The following is an 18,392-nucleotide window of genomic DNA, read 5'->3' on the forward strand; positions in this document are numbered from 1 at the left end:
TTCTGCTCCTTCATTCTTACGTAGGCTCGCAAAGATTGCGTCCAAATCGTAGTTGAAGAACTCCGCATACTTTTCACGGATTCGATGGATCTCTTCGACAATCTCATCTGTCCACATAACCTATATAGCCCATTTATAGCCCATTAGATCGTTGAGTATACAAAGGGTAGGTAACACATAGCCGAAATCGAGACTAATCTCCGCCAACTTCCCTTGGATACGAGCATTGGCGATATGTTTTCAATTACAGGTTAGCAGATAACCCATGCCGTGGGTGGTAGCGGCGGCAATGTAAATCGTGTCAACCTTCGCTTTTTAAGGAAGGCTACTTCGAGCAAGAAATTGTACGGCTAAATCTTGTACAGAAGGACTTGCCTTGAACTTTGTTATAGCTCAACATCACTGACTCCGTTCAACTTACGTTATCTTTTTCTCATACTATTCTGTTTTCAACTAAGTCTAGTGAATAGCTGATGTTTCTAAGTTTCTATTTTGGGAATTCTAAACAATAGTTGTTTCAGAAAATCCTTCCCGCACTAATGAAAGCTCAAGAAGTATTAAACCGCTACGCTGTCGGTGAACGCAACTTCCGCAAAGTTGATTTGCGAACAGAGTCTCTTAAAGGGAAAAACTTGTCTGGAGCCGATTTTTCAGAAGCAGACTTAAGCTACACAGATATTCGAGGAACTAACTTCAGTAAAGCCATCTTAATCGGAACAAATTTCAATTACACTAAATGCGGTTTGCAATACCATTATGAAGTTTTACTTTCACTTGTCTTACTTTTTTTGTCAGCCATAGCAGGGTATTTATCTGGTATCGCTGGTTTACTACTAGGAATACTTTTCGATCCGAAAGCCTTAGAGCAATACACTTTAGTACCAGGAATATCTGTACTTCTTCTTTTAATTATCTTTTTTAATTTCACCTTTAAAGAAGGCTATCTTTCAGCGCTAAGAATTTTGATTCTTGGGCTCATCGCATCATCCCCGTTGATATTGGGATCAACAACTTACGCTCTTATAAAGAGTACTAATCCTCAATCTATATTTGAGATTATTGCAGGCATCACTGGAATGATCATGGCAGCAGGAGCGGCTGGGGCAATCTCTTTAATTACAATGGGCTCTGTGGCAGTTGTTGGTTCTGCTTACAGAATTTTGACTGGAGCTATTGCAACTATTGTAGCACCAAGCATTGCCCTGGGTTTTGCAGGCTTTGCCATTGGACCAGGTACTATCATTTTGTCTGTGGATAGTACAACGGCTAGGACTATAGCTGCAATCTTAGCCATAAGTATAACTTTGGTAGGTAACTGTGTCGGTTGGAAAGCATTCAGTGGTGATAAAAATCTTACTATGGTTCGAGAATTGACTTTGAACCTAACATCAATGGGAGGGACTAGTTTTCAAAAATCAAACCTTGCGAACGCTACATTTAGAATGGCAACTCTTAAAGCTACAAATTTTATAGGTGCAAATCTGTTTCAAACAGCTTGGATTGGTGCGAGTTTGATAAACCAAGCTCGTGTTGGAGATAGTTACCTTCAACAAATAAGAGTTCAAGAACTTTCTATTACAGGTAAGGGACAAAATCAAACTTTTGATACTTTGAATTTAGAAGGAGTAAACTTACAAGGGGCAAATCTGCAAGATGCAAGTTTTATTGGAGTAAATCTCAACTATGCCAGCCTACAAGATGCAGATTTATCTAGGGCAAAGATAAAACAAGCACAATTAGAGGGAGCAAATTTGACAGGAGCAATCCTTACCGGAGCTTATATAGAAGACTGGGGAATTACGATTACGACAAAGCTAGATAAAGTTCAGTGTGAATATATTTACATGCGGGTGCCAACGAAAGAGAATCCTAATCCATTGCGGAAGCCAGACAATCTACGTGAAACCTTTGCAGAAGGAGAGTTTGCTGATTTCATCAAGCCGTACGTTGATACTCTCGATTTGTATCATAGTCAGAATGTTGATCCTCGTGCTATTTCGATTGCAATCAAAAATCTAGCAACAAACTACCCAGAAGCTCAACTGGAATTTGCAGCAATGGAAAAGCGTGGACAAAATGGACTGAACCTTAAATTCAAAACAGTACCAACAGCTGACAAATCAGAGCTTAGTGCCGAATATTTTGAAGATTACAACCAGCTTAAAGTTCTGCCCACTACTGAGTTAGTAATGTTGGCAGCCACTCAAGGAGGCTGGATTCGTAGTCTGACGAATATGATTGAGACAACACTCAAACAGCGAACAGTCAATATTATTAAAGGAGACTATATGCCGGAGGGAATTAATATCAGTGGATTAACGGGCAGTAGCATTGGTGGTATCGTTGATGGCAATAACAGCGGCGTGACAGGGCAAAACATGACAGGTGTAGCTGGTAGTGAAATCAGTGGTACTGTCACGAATACAATCAGCCAATTACCCAATTCAATTGAGCCTAACAAGCCAGGAATCAAGGAACTGCTGACTCAACTCCACCAAGCAATTGAAGAGGCAGCTAAGACGGGAGAGTTATCTGCTGGAGAAAAAACCGTTCTTCTGGAGCAACTTAAAGCCTTAGTAGAGGCACAGCAAACACCTGACCTGGAGAAGAAAGCAGGCTTAGTTCAGAAGGCACAGAATATGTTTGGGACTATTTTGAAGGGCTTGCCGGACACTGCAAAGCTTGCAGAGGCTTGTAGCAAGCTAATGCCAATGATTCTGAAGGCATTAGTGTTATCTGCCTAGTCGATCAAAGGTCATTTCACGTTTGCCCTTACATCGTGCCATCTTTATCAGAGTACCAGTGTTAAATCGACGTATGCTATGCCAAACTTTAAGGCGACTCTGGCAAAGGAGTTAGCATCCAGAGAGAGCCGTTATAGATATGAGTGATCGCAATCTAAAAACTGAAACTCAAACTTTTATCCATTCTGATTTCCGGGATAGATATTCAGCTTGCTGCTCAAGTTAAGCCAGTGACCGAAGAACCCACCTTTACGCTCTTCAGCCACCGGAAATATGCCAGTAAGGTGAGTCTTCCGCCCCTACCAACGAAAGCCACCTCATTCAAGCACCAGGAACAACCTGAATCCGTAGCAAATGTGAAGCAACTATTCCGTACCTCCAGAGCAAGTCAAGCTTACTGGAGCGAGTATAGAACATCACCCTCTGTTCAACTTGCTTTATCTTTCTCTCATCCTATTCTACTTTCGATTAAGCCTCCTGTTTTCTCACTTACTGCTCCTACTGCTTCCTTGCCCGCTGAGAATAGAACGAGGCTGATTCAATCCCTTTTGAGCATTCCTTTGTAAACTCAATCAAATGGTGGGCTTGCAGCGCAATGCTAATCACCCGTTCCACTTTGCCTTTTTCCAAGGCAGGCTTTGCCATTTTCCAGAAGGTATCGCGGTAGCTGCTCAGCACCCCAACCCTAAAGAACAGATTTGCCATCATCACTAAGCCCCGTCGCACATTTTCTTTGTTCACCCGTGCAGGGCTGCGGGGTGGCTTGATCCGGTTCGGGTAGGTGTGCTCAGATTGGTAGGCAAACCGTTGATAGAGAAATTCTGGCTCGTAGGCGGTGGTAATGCAACGTCGCCACATTTCCAGCACCTCTTCGTAAGGCATCAGAAATTCCACATTAGACTCGCGCCCTTCCTCAAAGTTGAGCCGTCCTGCCTCTTCAAGTCTTCGCCAGAGAGGAGTTTTGGGCAGCGCATACAGCAGGTTGATGGTGAGAATCGGAATGTTAGACAGACGAATGAACTCTAAAATGCGATCGCAGGTATCCGCTGTATCTGTATCCAATCCTAAAATGATGCCCGATACCACTTCAATTCCGTAGGAGTTCATCGTGGCGATCGCTTCCAAAATTGGAATGCTAAGGTTTTGGTCTTTTGCCATGGATTTCAGCGCTTCCGGCTCTGGCGTTTCGATACCGCAAAACACAGTGCCAAAATAGGCTTCTCGCATCATCTCCAGCAGTTTTGGACTTTGGGCAATGTTTAGCGTGGCTTCGCAAGCAAACTGCACCGGATAACCATTCACCTTTTGCCAATCAATTAGATGGGGCAACAGTTGTGTCACTGCGCGCCGATTGCCGACAAAGTTATCATCCACAAAATACACCGCGCCAGGATTGCCCGATTCCAGCATGGCATCCAGTTCTGCAAGCAATTGCTGTGGCGTTTTCAGGCGGGGATTGTTGCCATATAGTTCAGGAATATCGCAAAATTCGCAGTGATAGGGGCAACCGCTAGAAAACTGCACATTGGCAATAAAGTACTGATTCAAATTGGTCAGATGATAAGCTGGCAGCGGAAATTCATCCAGCGGCAGACGCTCAACGGTTTGAAACCGAACTTGCTCAATCGGACGTTCTGCAAAGGTGTCAAAATATTCGATCATCTGGTCAGTGGCATCGCCCAGTTCACCTAGATGCAAAATATCAAAATCGGGGTAATATTCTGGGCAGCCCGACACCGATGGACCGCCTACCGCCGTTAGCTTGCCGTATTGATGCGCCAGTTGATTGATCTGGTTAATTTGCGGCTTTTGAATGTGCATTCCGCTGGTGATCACCACATCTGCCCACCGATAATCTTTTTTCTTGGCAGGCTGAATATTCTCGTCTACAAAGCGTACCTCCCACGTTTCGGGTAGATAGGCAGATACCAACAGCAATCCCTGAGGCGGCATAAACGCTTTCACGCCTTTCATCAGCGGGTAAGCATGGTGAAACGTGCCAAACGATCGCGCATATTTTGGAAAAATGCAGAGAATCCGTCGCTTGTTTTTGGGGATGTAAGGGGTTCTGTGGCAGCGTAGACCGGGCGCGATTGCCAAATCTGGGAAAGGCGACGGTTCGATGGTGGGTAAAGTCGCCGTCATGGAAAAATCCTCCTCACAACATTAGGCAGCGAATCTAGCCCTCAGCCGGAGGTTTATCAAACCAGGCATCAAGTTAGCTCACTGATTCAATTTAAAGGCATTGCCCCCCTCCTGTCTGCCTAAAATCAAGAGTTTGTTTTTGTTTTGAGCGATCGCTGTGTAGGAAGGCTACGCCAGCGCCCAAAATACTTGCCTTAATCTGGCAGTGATACGCTTGAATAGTTCATTTAGGCTAGAGCGATCGCCATTTATCCCGTCGCTTGACCTGCCCTCTACTGTTAAATTTCCTTATTAAAGTGTAATTTTATGACTCCCACTGCTGCCCCAATCCACCTGCCTGTTCTGGATGAGTTGATAGATGGGTTGCCAAATATTTCCGGTTGGGAAGATGCGCTTGAAAGCGTCACCAATCAGCAAACTCCCGTATTTTTGCCAGCCACAAACCTGAAAATTGGGGCCGTGAAATCGGCCTTTGCGATCGCCCTGCACATGCACCAGCCCACCATTCCCGCCGGATGGAATGGCGCACTGATCAACAACTTGCAGCAAATGTTTGAGCATCCCAACGATGGCGACAACCACAATGCTGAAGTATTTGCCTGGTGTTACTCCCGCATGGCTGACTTCATTCCCGAACTCGTGGCACAAGGCCACAACCCCCGCGTCATGCTCGACTACTCTGGCAACTTGCTCTGGGGTTTGCGGCAAATGGGGCGCGGCGATATTCTCGACCACCTGAAACGCATTACTTGCGATCTGACCTATCAGCCCTATGTTGAATGGCTCGGCACAATGTGGGGACATGCGGTTGTACCGTCCACACCAATTCCCGATATTAAATTGCACATTCAGGCGTGGCAGCATCACTTTGCCGCGATTTTTGGCTGGGATGCGATCGCCCGTGTCAAAGGCTTTTCGCCCCCAGAAATGCACCTGCCAAATCACCCCGATACCCTCTACGAATTTATCAAAGCGCTCAAAGAGTGTGGCTATCGCTGGATGATTGTGCAAGAACATTCCGTTGAAACTCTCACAGGGGAGCCGTTGGGCGATAAGCATCTGCCCCATCGCTTGATGGCTCGCAACTCCCAAGGCGAAACCACCAGCTTGACGGTGCTAATCAAAACCCAAGGATCGGATACCAAACTGGTTGCCCAAATGCAGCCCTACTACGAAGCAAAATCTCAGTCTAGCCAGCGCAGCATTAGCGGTATTTCTGTGCCGCCCTTGGTCACTCAGATCAGCGATGGCGAAAATGGTGGCGTAATGATGAATGAGTTTCCCCCTGCCTTTAAAAAGGTGTGGTACGAAATGGGGCACGATCCAAGCGTTGTGGGTATGACTGGGACTGAGTATCTGGAACTGATTGAAGCAACTGGAGTCAATCCTGAAGATTATCCTGCCTGTCAGCCAGTTGGTCAGCATCAGATTTGGCAGCGCGTTTCACCAGAGAGCGCCACACCCGCCACAGTAGAAGCCGCGATCGCCGATGCCAAACAAGCAAACTCCAACTTTCATATGGAAGGCTCCTCTTGGACTAGCCACATGAGTTGGGTGCAGGGCTATGAAAACGTCCTCACCCCAATGAATCAACTCAGTGCCCGTTTTCACGAAAAGTTTGATCCACTGTTTACTAATCAACCGAATCATCCTGATCAAACATCCGTTACCCGCACTGCTGAATACCGCCAAGCCCTGCTCTATAATCTCTTGCTGCAAACCAGTTGTTTCCGCTATTGGGGACAAGGAACCTGGACTGATCACGCCCGTTCCCTGTTTGAAAAAGGCATGGAAACCATTGGATAAGTCATTAGAAAAGGAGTACTGACTATGAAACTTCCCAAATTGGCTTGGTTTACGGCTTACGCTGGTCTCGTTTTGTTGGCTTTCCAATATACGTCTCCGGGATGGACGGATTTGCCTCCTGCTATGCAGATGGGTGAACAATTCGTAGGTACTTGGCAGGTGGAGTTGGGTGATCAGACGGGCATGATCGTCATTACTCCAACAGGTCAGGTTTATATCCTTAATAAAACGGCTCAGGGAGAGATGAAGGCGATTGAAATTGGTCGAGTTGTTCAGAAGCTCTCACCAAAGGCGACGCTGCCGCCTAATGCTAAAGTTACCAGCTTGGCTGAGCGATTTATTCAACAGTCCATTCAGGCGAAACAATCAGAAGCAAAGCAATATATCGGTTCCATGAATCGGTCAGAGCAGGCTTTTTTTCTGGAAACCGATCGCTTCACAACAAGCTTAAATGCCTTAGGGTTCGGTATTAAGCCTGAAACTGAGAATTACCGCTATCGTATTTTTCTACTGCACAACCCGCGTGCAAACAGACCTGAATTTAAAAAGGCGGTTTGGTCGATCGCACTGCCAAAGAAGCCAAACTTGAAGAGCTATGCAGGAGTTGTTTGGGTGACAAATATCACTAAAACGAACGAAGGCACAACTGCCACTATTCTCTGTGAATCCAATCAGCCGACAGCGCAGATCCCTCCAGCACCAACCTTTCAGGTAGGCGAAAATGGGCTAGAGGCTAACTGTCCCAAGGGGTTTTCTCTTTTACAATTACGGTAGGGGTAATAGTTCCCAATCTACGCCGGAAAAGTAGACAGGAACATCTACGCCGGAAAAGTAGACAGGAACGATTGCCCCAGTTGTTTCCGCTATTGGGGACAAGGCACTTGGACTGATCATGCCCGTTCCCTATTTGAAGAAGGGATGAAGGTCATTGACTGAAAAGACTCTATCCCTCTAGCGATAGATAGCAACATCGGATATTAGATAGAAGATCTAATGGGCGGAGTGCTGGTTGAGCCGTGTTTACGGGTTCAGCTAAATGCTGCATAATTAAATGATCTTTTCTTCTAAGGAACTTCTATAGAAGGCATCCTATCTTACCAATTGCATGACTGAAGCACTGCCAAAACCAACTGTGATGGATGCATCAAATTCGATAGATGAAACTTCCCCAGAAAAATTAGAAGCGATTCCCGCAGGGGTGCCTATCGTTCCTCTCCCCACCAACGAAGCAGCCCGGTTAGAAGCACTCAAGCGATTCCACATTCTGGATACGCCACCTGAAGCTGCATTCGATCGCATTACTGCGTTGGCAGCGCGTTTATTTGATGTGCCGATCGCCTTGGTTTCTTTGATCGATGCATCCAGAGGCTGGTTCAAGTCTGGCTACGGCTTTGACCTGCGGGAAGTGCAACGAAACGCCACCATTTGCAGCTTTGCGCTCCTGTCCGATGAGGTTTTAGTCATTCCCGATACGCGACAGGATGAACGCCTAATCTGCAATCCATTTGTGCAAAACGAACCTGGTCTACGCTTTTATGCGGGTGCGCCACTCCTGACCTCGGATGGTTTTAACCTGGGCACTCTTTGCTTGTTGGATACAAAACCGCGCCCAACCTTGACCACCGAGCAGCAGACGACCTTAGCCGATCTCGCTGCAATCGTCATGGATGAACTAGAGCTACGCTTAGCGACTCACAAAATTTCTCAGATTGACGCGGCGTTGGTGGAGATAACCAAAAGCGTTGCAGCGGTGACGGGTGAAGCATTTTTTGATGCTTTGGTGCAAGGCTTCACGAAAGTGCTGGGAGTCGATTACGCCTACATTGGTTTAATTAAAGAAGATGACCCAGAAAGCATTCGCGCGATCGCCACCTGTGCCAAAGGGCAAATCATCGACAACTTTGAATATTTGGTGCGCCATACCCCCTGTGCAGCGGTGATCCAGGAGCGAAAATTATGTTGCTATCCCCATAGCGTCTCAACCTTATTTCCTCATGCTCCCTTGCTGAAACCCCTCGGCATAGAGAGCTATGCCGCAATTCCGTTTTTTGATTCGGCAGGTTGCCCGATGGGAGTCTTAAGCATCATGCATGGCAAGCCGCTAGAAAATGTGCAGCTTGCAGAATCCCTATTGACGATTTTTGCCCTCCGAGTGGCGACCGAACTAGAGCGCCAGCATGGGGAAGTCGCGCGGCAACAAGCCCAGCGAAATTTAGAATATCAGGTTATCCAGCGAACCGCAGCGCTATCTAAGACAAACCAACTACTGTCGTTGGAAGTGATAGACCGCCAGCAAGCCGAAGCGGCCCTGCAACAGGAACAGGAAGTGCTGAAGGTGCTGTTAGATAATGTGCAAGCAGGCATTGTTGCGTGCAATGTTGAGGGCGTTTTGACGTTGTTTAATCGAGCAGCACGCAACTTTCATGGCTTGCCAGAGCAACCGCTGCCGCCGGAACAGTGGGCAAAACATTATGATTTATATCGGTCGGATGGCACCCAAATGACGAGAGAGGAAATCCCTCTTTTCCGAGCCTTGCAGGGAGAGATCGTGAACAATGTTGAGATGGTGATTGCGCCGAAGCGGGGTGGGGCGCGATCGCTGCTGGCTAGCGGGCAACTACTCACCGATGCCCAAGGCAACAAACAGGGCGCAGTCATTGTCATGCATGACATTACAGAGCGCAAACAAGCAGAATCAATTCGCCTACGCCTCGCGGAAGAGCGCACGCAGCTCGTACAACAACAGATTCAAGAACAGACTGCCCGTTTAGAAGCTGAAGCCGATCAGCGGCGATCAGCCTTTTTAGTAGAAATCAGTACAACGCTGGCATCGTCATTAGACTACGAGCAAACCTTGGCACGAGTTGCCAATTTAGTTGTGCCATATTTTGCGGATTGGTGCGCGATCGACCTACTGCAAAATCAAGTGATTGAGCGGGTCGCAGTCGCTCACTGGAACCCAGAGAAGGTGGCATTAGCCTGGGAACTCCATCAAAAATATCCTACACACTTAGATGATGCGGAAGGAGTCCCTAAAGTTCTGCGAACAGGACAGACTGAAATGGTGGCGGAGATTCCAGATGCGGCGATCGCGGCAGCCGCCAAAAATGATGAACATCTGCAAATTTTGCGTGAACTTGACTTAAAGTCTTATATTATTTCGCCGTTGATTGTGCGGGGGCAAATTCTAGGCGCAATTTTGTTTGTTACGGCTGAATCTAATCGCCGTTATGGTCAGGCTGATCTGGCGTTGGCAGATGATATTGTTCATCGCGCCGCCATCTCCATCGATAATGCGCGTCTTTACCAAGAAGCCCAACAGGCACAGCAAGCCGCAGAGCGATCAACCGAACGCATCGCCCGACTCCAATCCGTCACGGCTGCTTTTTCTGAGTCGGTGACTCCAGATCAAGTGGCTGAGGTGATTGTGGCTCAAGGGATGGCGGTTTTGAATGCCAAATTTGCCATGGTTGCTTTGCTCAATGAAACAAAGAGCGAATTGGAAGTTGTGCGGATGGTGGGTGGTGGTGACCAAGGCAAAGATTGGCAGCGATTCCCCCTGCATGCTCCGGTGCCTCTGGCAAAAGCAGTGCGAACGGGGCAACCCATTTGGGCGGAGTCATCGGAGGTACGAGCCGTCCACTATCCGCACTTAGCTGAAATGTATGCCAAACAAAATTTTGGTGCCTGGATTTCCATTCCCCTGATGGTAGAAAATCGAGCTGTTGGTGGCATATCCTTGGGTTTCACCGAACCGCAACAGTTAGATGGCGATCAGCAAGCATTTATTCTGTCGCTAGCGCAACAATGTGCCCAGGCGATCGCCCGTGCCCATCTCTACGAATCTGAACGCATCGCTCGGAATGACGCTGTTCGCGAAGCAGCCCGCAGCGCCGAAGCCAACCGAGTCAAAGATGAATTTTTAGCGGTGTTGTCCCATGAATTGCGAACGCCCCTCAATCCTATTTTGGGGTGGACAGGTTTACTTCGCAGCGGCAAATTAGATGCTGTAAAAACAGCCCATGCGTTAGAAACTATCGAGCGCAATGCCAGATTGCAAACTCAGCTCATCGAAGATCTGTTAGATGTTTCTCGCATTTTGCAAGGCAAGCTCAAGTTAAACATTATGCCTGTGAATCTGGCATTCACCATTCAATCGGCGATTGAAACTGTGCAATTAGCCGCAGAAGCAAAGGAAATTGCACTTCAGACTGAGAGCGAAGAAATTGGCAGAGAACCTATAGAGAATCCCTTATTTTCTACTGCGCATCCTCCACGGTTGGTGGTTTTGGGAGATTCAGTGCGGCTACAGCAAATTATTTGGAACTTACTCACGAACGCGGTCAAGTTCACTGACGCTGGTGGTCAGGTTAATATTCGGCTTAGCTCCAGCGATCGCCACGCCCAAATTCAAGTGATAGACACGGGTAAAGGCATTCATCCAGATTTTTTGCCCCATGTATTTGAATATTTTCGGCAAGCAGATTCAACAACGACTCGCCAGTTTGGCGGGTTGGGATTGGGGTTGGCGATCGTGCGTCATTTGGTGGAACTGCATGGAGGAACTGTGCAAGCTGACAGTGTGGGGGAAGGCAAAGGAGCTACATTTACGGTCCAGCTACCGCTATTAGAAAGCAAAAAATCGGCAGGGGATCACGCAGACCAGCTCTCTTCTCCAGCCTCTTTCCTCCACCTTCCACTGGATAAAATCCGAGTACTGTTGGTGGATGACGATAGCGATGCCCGAGATTTGGTAGCGTTTATTTTGGAACAGTCAGGGGCGATCGCCACGGTGGTCGATTCTGCGATCGCCGCTTTAGATTGCTTTTCCCAAGCAAAGCCAGACATTCTGATTAGCGATATTGGGATGCCAGGGAAAGATGGTTACGGGCTGATTCAAGATATTCGCACCTTGCCATCGGATCAAGGTGGGCAAGTTCCCGCGATCGCGTTGACTGCCTATGCTGGAGAAATTGATCAGCAGCAAGCCATCGCCGCCGGATTTCAGACGCACATGACTAAGCCGGTGGATGCTGAAGAACTGGTGCAAGCGATCGCGCAATTAACCCGCCATTCTAAGCGAGCGGAGCGATGAGGCAGGCAATGGGAAACAGCAAATATTCTAAAAAAAATAGCTTCCAAATGAACTGGTAAAAGCGGCTGATGGAACCTTTGTCGTGCAGATCAACCTGAACACTGCGGAGCCAGAGAATTCCCAGCAACATCAAATGGGTTGAAATTAAAAAGAAAATGTGTACACCTGGAAGACGGGCAAATCCTGCTAGCACCATGCCGATATAGCTGGCAGTAATCACCCACCGCGCCAAGTTGAAAACCTTTTGCTGTCCCAATTTGAGGGTGAAGGTGCTGATGTTGTATTGGCGATCGCCTTCCATATCGGGCACATCTTTGAAAATAGCGATCGCAAAGGTGAACACCAGCACAAAGGCAGTCAAGGCCCAAACTGAAGGGGGAATGGCAAAGGGGGAAAGTAAAAGGGAATCGAAGTGAAGAAATAATCCTAAATTTACGACGATGCCGCGCACGGTAAAGATGCAGAGGGATGCCCAAAACGGGAAGCGCTTCAGCCGAATGGGCGGTAGGGAATAGACGGTGCCAATCAGGAGGCTAATGCCAACCATCGTCAGCAGATAGGGACTTTGCAGAGCGGCGATCGCGATCGCCAGAATTCCCATTGCGACCACAATCATCACGCCCTGTCGTCGAGAAAATTCACCCGATGCCAGGGGTAGCCGTGGTTTATTGATGCGATCGATTTCTACATCTTCAAGCTGGTTTAAGCCCACGATGTAAACATTGCCGCAGAGACAGGCGAGAAGAGTAGGGAAAAAGGAGGAGCGAAGAGGGGAAAGGGCAGCAGAAATAGGAGGAAGGGGGGAGTACCCACTTTCGGAGATCGCGATCAGATATAGTGCCAGCACACTCAAACTGGTGCCGATAATAGTGTGGGGGCGCGAAAATTTCCAAAACGCTTTTAACCATGCGATCGGCTGTTTGACGAACCTGAGCGGTACGCCGGATTCTATCCCTAGTTTCATAGGTTCTCCCACTCTTTCCTCTTTATTTCTCGCCGTACAGCAGCCCAAACCGAATCAGCCCACGTTGATAGCCACGCTGCATTAAACCCAGGGAGAGCGCTGCTTGGATGGTGCCCCAGCCTGATTGCAGCAGCCCAAAAATAGCGGAGGGCGTGATCGCAGAATCAATCACCACATCCCAAAACGGGGCGACGGCGGTAGACCAGTCTGCGGTGCGAATGGATTGGAAAGAAAGTGATCGCGCGATCGCCTCATACTCTGGCAGCGAAATCACATAAGGCAAGCAATAGACCCGGTAAATATCTGCTAAGTGCTTTTGCTCGTCGGCAGTCAGAGGTTGTTGCTCTGTCGGTCGATGGCACCAAGTGACAAACAAAAATTTGCCTCCTGGCTTTAACACTCGGTAGCATTCCTGCAAAAACTTTTCTTTAGTGGGCATATGTTCCCCACTTTCCAGCGACCAAATGAAATCGAATGAATGATCAGCAAAGGGCATCTTCAATGCGTCGGCAACCAAAAATTGAGCAGAAGCAGATTGGGCAGCCGAAGAATCTGAAGCGAGTCCTGCATCTTTTGCTCGTTGGGTCGCCCGGTTTGCCTGCACAGGACTAAGGGTAATGCCCGTGGCAGTTGCCTGAAACTTTTTGGCGAGGTAGAGCGTGCTCCCGCCAATGCCGCAGCCCACATCTAAGATATTTTCTGCCTGTTGGATTCCTGCCCAGTGTAGCAATTCTTCAATTAGATCAATTTGGGCTTGGCGACGCTCTTTTTTTTGCGTACCGTCTGCACCATAGTATCCATGGTGCATATGCTCTCCCCATGTCTGTTCCCACAGCCCAGAGGAGGCATCATAAAACTGTTGAATGCGTTGATTGAGCGTCGAAGTCATATAAAAATGCGATCGCTAAACTAGGGCGATGTTGGATTTTAAACAACACCCTACACCCTACACCCTATTCTCTGCCCCTTCAAAATTTCCAGGTGACATTTCCTTTTTCATCATCCACCCGCACCGTAATTGGTTTGGTAGTGCCCTTTTGATCCGTCACCTGGCAGGCAAACGTATCGCCCGGTTTCACCACGCGAATTTTACCGCCGCAGTTGGTTTTCACCTCAATTTGAAACTGAGCCTTGATGTCTTTCTGAATTGTTTTCTCTAGTTTGGGCAACACGAGCAACCCTTTGGTGCTCCATTGAAGTTCGCTTTTTTGAGCAGGGTTGGGGAACTGGGGTTGGGGATCTGGCGAGATCGCAAGCTTTGGCTTTGTGCCCGCTTGAGCCGTCGGTGCTAAAGGAGTTTCTTTAGGACGGAGAGCAACCAAAAAAGTTTGATTGGCTGCTATTGCCCGACAGTCGAACGGTTTTCCATCCTCTGGATTGGCACTTATGGGGCAGGTAATGGATTGAACTGGAATTCCCGATTTTTTAGAAACTTCAGTTTTCAGACGATATTCCAGTGCTTTAGTAGCGGCAGGTTTTTGAGCGATTCCCTTTGGGATCGTGGAACGAATCGCCGCTGCACTGGGCATAACCGATGGATTCGCTGCCACGGTGGAAGAAGGCGGCACGGTTGGCGCAGTTCCTGTGGGCGATCGCGACTCAGTGCATCCCACCAGTCCCCCTAGCAACAATCCAGCGATGCTCAATTGAGCAATCCATAAATAATTCATAGCCAACCCGATTAATCTCTAAACCAACCCACTCAGACAAGTGAGTATGACTAAAATCACAAAACCACCCTAACTCACGCCACGCTTTGCCAGCGAAATTTTTCTAGGCACTGTGAAGAATGGAACAATGAGAAAACAAAGGTGCAAAAATAAAATGCTTTGAATAGTTTTCTCTAAATCTTCAGTTTTCACATCCTTCACCACCCCAGGTGCAATTAATTCATGACGGTTTCTCGCACAATTTGTTTGGGTTTTCTCGCGGTGATCAGTGCAGGAACACTGCTCCTCAGCTTGCCCATTTCCACAACTAGCGCAGACTGGGATTGGAACAACGTCCTTGTAGGGTTGTTTACGGCAACCTCGGCTGTGTGTGTAACGGGGCACATCATAGTCGATACGGGTACTTATTTTTCCACGCTTGGGCATTTTTTCATCCTGATGCTGATTCAGATTGGGGGCTTGGGCTACATGACCGCCACCACCTTCCTACTGTTGCTGCTAGGGCGACGAATTGGACTGCGTAATAAAGTTGCCGTTCAGCAAGCCCTCGATCGCACCGAAATTCACGGAGCCAGTCAACTCATCCGCTCTATCATCGCCACCACGCTGTTATTTGAACTAACAGGTGCCTTTTTGATGCTGTTCGTGTTTGTGCCGCAATATGGTTTGGATAAGGGCTTGTGGATATCTATCTTTCATAGCATTAGCGCCTGGAATAATGCTGGGTTCAGCGTTTTCTCAGATAATCTTGTGGGCTATCAAGCATCCCCTTTAATTAATCTAGTGATTCCAGGGCTAATTATTTTTGGCGGAATTGGTTATGAATCAATTTTTGAGATGTATCTCTGGCTGCGGGCACGCTTAACCCGCCAGCGGAAAAGAATGATCTTTTCGCTCAACTTTAAAGTTGCAGTCAGTACTACGTTGCTGCTGCTAACACTGGGAACGATTGCCTTCTTCCTCGTAGAAAGCCAAAATTCCGAGACGTTGGGCGTGATGGATCTGCCCACCCGTTTGATGACCGCATGGTTTCAATCAGCGACTTCAAGAACCGCAGGCTTCAACACGATCAATGTAGGTAAAATGACCACCGTTGGTCTGTTTATTACTATTGCGCTGATGTTTATTGGTGGCAGCCCAGGCGGGACCGCAGGCGGCATCAAAACCACAACCTTACGAATCCTGACCAGTTGTACAAAGGCAGTGCTGCAAGGCAAAGAAGAGGCGCAACTTTATGAGCGTCAAATTCCGATGACGCTGGTGTTGAAAGCGGTGGGAGTCACAGTCGGATCGGTTGCAGCGGTTATTGTGGTCACAATTTTGATCTCACTGTCCGACCCAGAATATAACTTCATCCAGATTTTGTTTGAAGTGGTATCTGCCTTTGGCACGGTGGGCTTATCCACTGGCATCACATTTGATGCTGGTTTTTCGGTGTTTGCCAAACTGATGCTGGTGGTGATGATGTATATCGGGCGGGTTGGGGTATTGCTACTGATGTCGGCGCTTTTGGGCGATCCAAAACCGAGCTTTGTGCGCTATCCCGAAGAAACGCTTTTGGTTGGATGAAAAGTCTGTGCGGAGTACAAAAGGCGATCGCTCGACCATTTATTTGCTCTGCCATTCTGCTAAGTTAGATAGCGGTAATGCCCTTCAATAGTCTGCAACATTAAGTATTTAAGTCTTTAAGTAAAGGAGACGATGCAAATTCCAAAAACTTTGGTTTTTGTATCGATATAAGCAGTGGTTAACCTATCATCTTTAAGTTTTTTTCATAGTCTGCGGCTTGATTCGAGTAAGAATAAGCAGTTTGCAGTGATCGGATTGGGGCGATTCGGTCGAGCTGTTGCGTCTACCCTGAGCAGGCAAGGGTACGATGTGCTGTGTGTGGATTCAGATGAAAACCGAGTTGCTCAGGTATTGTCAGACAACATTGCCACCCATGCTCGACAACTCGACTCAACCCAACCCGCAGCTTTAAAGGAGGCGGGCGTGTTTGAGCAAGACACGGTGATTGTCGCGATCGGGAATTATGTGCAAGAAAGCATCATCACGACCCTGAACGTTAAAGAAGGCGGCGTGTCTCATGTGGTTGCCAAAGCGTCTTCAGAAGTGCATGTGAAGCTATTGAAAAAAGTAGGCGCAGATCATGTGGTGTTTCCAGAACATGAGTGTGGTTGCGCTTTGGCACAGTCTCTTACTCGCCCTGGCATTTTAGATCGGTTTGAGCTTGACCCCGATAACAGTATCGTGGAAGTGCTAGTGCCCGATCAATTTAATGGCAAAAGCATTGCAGATTTGCAACTGCGAAACTCTTACGGTTTGAACCTGCTGGCAGTCAGCCGCGACGGTAAGTTTGAAATCAATCCAGGTCCAAGTGTACGACTGCAAAAAGGCAGCGCTATGGTAGTGATTGGCTCGAACCAGGATATTAATCGCTTGCCTATTTAGAGGTTTGATTCATCACCGCAAACAGCGCACAGTAATCCTCTTCAGCCAACCCTCGATTGATGGCTTCCAACAAAATTTGATTGACCGCTGCTGGGATGTGAACATCTAAGCCTAATGGCTCCGCCTCTGCCTGAAATAGCTTCATGTCTTTTGCCAGGTGCTTGGTCGGAAAATTGGGGTTGGCATAGTTTTGATCCAGCATCCGCTGCAATTTTTTGTCAAAGGTGGGGGCATACAAAGCGCTTCCCCGCAAAATTTCCATGAATTGCTCTACTTCTACGCCCTCTTGCTGAATGAAGCTGAGGCTGGTGGCAAAGGCAGAGGTGAGGGAGCCAATCATTTGATTTAAAGCAAGTTTGAGGGCAGAGGCAGTTCCCACTTCACCGACTAAACGCACCGTTGCTCCAAAGTGGCTGAGAATTGGCTGATAGGTTTCAAATTGCTCGGTTGTGCCGCCGACCATCACAATGAGTTTGCCTGCTGTGGCTTCGGGGATGCTGCCTAAAACAGGCGCTTCTAAATAGTCGCCCCCTGCCGCGACAACTTTCTCACAAATAGAACGACTTTCGCTGGGAGCGATCGTACTCATTTGGATCACTGTTTTGCCAATTAAATAGGCACGATTTGTGTCTGATAAAAGTATTTCTCGGATGGCGGTGGCATGGGTCAGCATTAAAATAATGCAGTCGCAATCGTGGATTAAAGCGGTAGCTGTTGGGGCGATCGCAGCCCCCTTCTCTTTCAGCCCTTCCAGTTTGGCTGATGTCCGGTTATACACCGTCAACGACAAACCCGCATCCAACAGGCGCTGTGCCATGGGTAGTCCCATGAGACCCGTTCCAATCAAGCCAATTTGCATTCAATTCTCCTCCACGTCTTCACCTATCAACCAAAAATCTTCCGTCAGGACCGCGTTTAAATCTTGGTTAAACTGCCACTCGTCGGGAAATTGCACCATTGGATAATCCTGCCTAACTCGCTTAAGGGCGTGTCGCCACGAGTCCTCAAATACTTCCACAAAATAGTTCTTTAGACTAGGAGATTGTTTTAACAAAAGCTCTAACTCACCACGTTGTTCAGCGATCGTATTTTGCCAACCGCGATAATCGTAAGAATTCTGGATATATGATCGCTTTAGAATATGGGCTAGTAAGACCCGCAAGCGACTTTCTAATTCTCTTTTGTCTCTCAGTCCCAAGCTTTCAATCTCCTCAATCAGCGCCTCAAAATCTAGTCCCTCGATGTCCCGATCTTTGAGCTTGGCAACGGTGTCCTCACACCAGGCAACAAAATCCTGGTGATATTTGGAGGGAGATTTGAGTTGGGTGGTTTCAGTCATTGGGGTTTACCCAAGTTTGGTTCTTTCAACGCTATCATAGGCGCGGTTTGGCGTGGGCGATCGCCCTGGCTCGAACAGCACACTTATCGGGTGAACTCAACGTGAATTTGCAGGTTGCTGTTAAAGCCAAACAGCGATCGCGCCTTTTTCGGGTGAATATTCTGCCAACCGCCTAAAC

13 protein-coding genes are annotated in these 18,392 nt (G+C 47.8%); 7 read left to right on the forward strand and 6 right to left on the reverse strand.

Features of this window, described 5'->3' with window-relative positions:
• Window positions 1–539: 539 nt before the first annotated feature.
• A complete protein-coding gene (locus JOY44_RS20135; protein ID WP_171575333.1) occupies window positions 540–2,744 on the forward strand; it encodes a pentapeptide repeat-containing protein in 2,205 nt (734 codons plus the stop codon).
• A gap of 498 nt (window positions 2,745–3,242) precedes the next feature.
• On the opposite strand, the gene JOY44_RS20140 is transcribed toward JOY44_RS20135, so the two are convergent.
• Window positions 3,243–4,889, reverse strand: coding sequence for a B12-binding domain-containing radical SAM protein (locus JOY44_RS20140; RefSeq protein ID WP_171575334.1), 1,647 nt, complete (start codon window positions 4,887–4,889; stop codon window positions 3,243–3,245).
• A gap of 306 nt (window positions 4,890–5,195) precedes the next feature.
• Between JOY44_RS20140 and JOY44_RS20145 the strand changes: the two genes are divergently transcribed.
• From JOY44_RS20145 to JOY44_RS20155, 3 genes are all read left to right on the forward strand, one after another.
• Entirely contained in the window at window positions 5,196–6,695 is a 1,500-nt protein-coding gene (locus JOY44_RS20145) for a glycosyl hydrolase family 57 (RefSeq protein WP_171575335.1), read from the forward strand.
• 24 nt (window positions 6,696–6,719) lie between these two features.
• Window positions 6,720–7,469: a type IV pilin-like G/H family protein gene (locus tag JOY44_RS20150; protein WP_171575336.1), complete on the forward strand. Its 750-nt coding sequence runs from the start codon at window positions 6,720–6,722 to the stop codon at window positions 7,467–7,469.
• Window positions 7,470–7,800: 331 nt separating this feature from the next.
• Entirely contained in the window at window positions 7,801–11,790 is a 3,990-nt protein-coding gene (locus JOY44_RS20155) for a GAF domain-containing protein (RefSeq protein ID WP_197985600.1), read from the forward strand.
• Here JOY44_RS20155 and JOY44_RS20160 read toward each other — a convergent pair.
• The 3 genes from JOY44_RS20160 to JOY44_RS20170 all read right to left on the reverse strand — a co-directional run bounded on the left by JOY44_RS20160 (window position 11,771) and on the right by JOY44_RS20170 (window position 14,424).
• Window positions 11,771–12,754 (reverse strand): homogentisate phytyltransferase, encoded by a 984-nt coding sequence (locus JOY44_RS20160; protein ID WP_171575337.1) that lies wholly within the window; start codon window positions 12,752–12,754, stop codon window positions 11,771–11,773. The genes JOY44_RS20155 and JOY44_RS20160 overlap by 20 nt on opposite strands.
• A 22-nt stretch (window positions 12,755–12,776) precedes the next feature.
• Window positions 12,777–13,643 (reverse strand): methyltransferase domain-containing protein, encoded by an 867-nt coding sequence (locus JOY44_RS20165; protein WP_171575338.1) that lies wholly within the window; start codon window positions 13,641–13,643, stop codon window positions 12,777–12,779.
• Window positions 13,644–13,722: 79 nt separating this feature from the next.
• A complete protein-coding gene (locus tag JOY44_RS20170) occupies window positions 13,723–14,424 on the reverse strand; it encodes a DUF4333 domain-containing protein (protein ID WP_171575339.1) in 702 nt (233 codons plus the stop codon).
• A gap of 222 nt (window positions 14,425–14,646) precedes the next feature.
• Here JOY44_RS20170 and JOY44_RS20175 point away from each other — a divergent pair, with 222 nt between their 5' ends.
• Together JOY44_RS20175 and JOY44_RS20180 are read left to right on the forward strand one after the other, a co-directional pair.
• Window positions 14,647–15,993, forward strand: coding sequence for a TrkH family potassium uptake protein (locus JOY44_RS20175; RefSeq protein ID WP_171575340.1), 1,347 nt, complete (start codon window positions 14,647–14,649; stop codon window positions 15,991–15,993).
• 174 nt (window positions 15,994–16,167) lie between these two features.
• Complete coding sequence (locus tag JOY44_RS20180) at window positions 16,168–16,875, forward strand: potassium channel family protein (RefSeq protein WP_171575341.1); 708 nt, start codon at window positions 16,168–16,170, stop codon at window positions 16,873–16,875.
• Here the strand turns inward: JOY44_RS20180 and JOY44_RS20185 are convergent.
• Both JOY44_RS20185 and JOY44_RS20190 read right to left on the reverse strand, forming a co-directional pair.
• Window positions 16,868–17,734 (reverse strand): NAD(P)-dependent oxidoreductase, encoded by an 867-nt coding sequence (locus JOY44_RS20185; RefSeq protein WP_171575342.1) that lies wholly within the window; start codon window positions 17,732–17,734, stop codon window positions 16,868–16,870. The two genes, JOY44_RS20180 and JOY44_RS20185, sit on opposite strands and share 8 nt — an antisense overlap.
• Window positions 17,735–18,214 carry a DUF29 domain-containing protein gene (locus tag JOY44_RS20190; protein ID WP_171575343.1) on the reverse strand — a complete coding sequence of 160 codons (480 nt, stop codon included), beginning with the start codon at window positions 18,212–18,214 and terminating at the stop codon, window positions 17,735–17,737. It abuts the gene before it with no gap.
• On the opposite strand from JOY44_RS20190, the gene JOY44_RS20195 reads away from it, so the two are divergent.
• Window positions 18,214–18,390, forward strand: coding sequence for a hypothetical protein (locus JOY44_RS20195; RefSeq protein ID WP_171575344.1), 177 nt, complete (start codon window positions 18,214–18,216; stop codon window positions 18,388–18,390). The genes JOY44_RS20190 and JOY44_RS20195 overlap by 1 nt on opposite strands.
• Window positions 18,391–18,392 lie beyond the last annotated feature (2 nt).

It is taken from the genome of Leptolyngbya sp. Cla-17 (genome assembly GCF_016807185.1).
Lineage (GTDB): Bacteria > Cyanobacteriota > Cyanobacteriia > Leptolyngbyales > Leptolyngbyaceae > ULC077BIN1.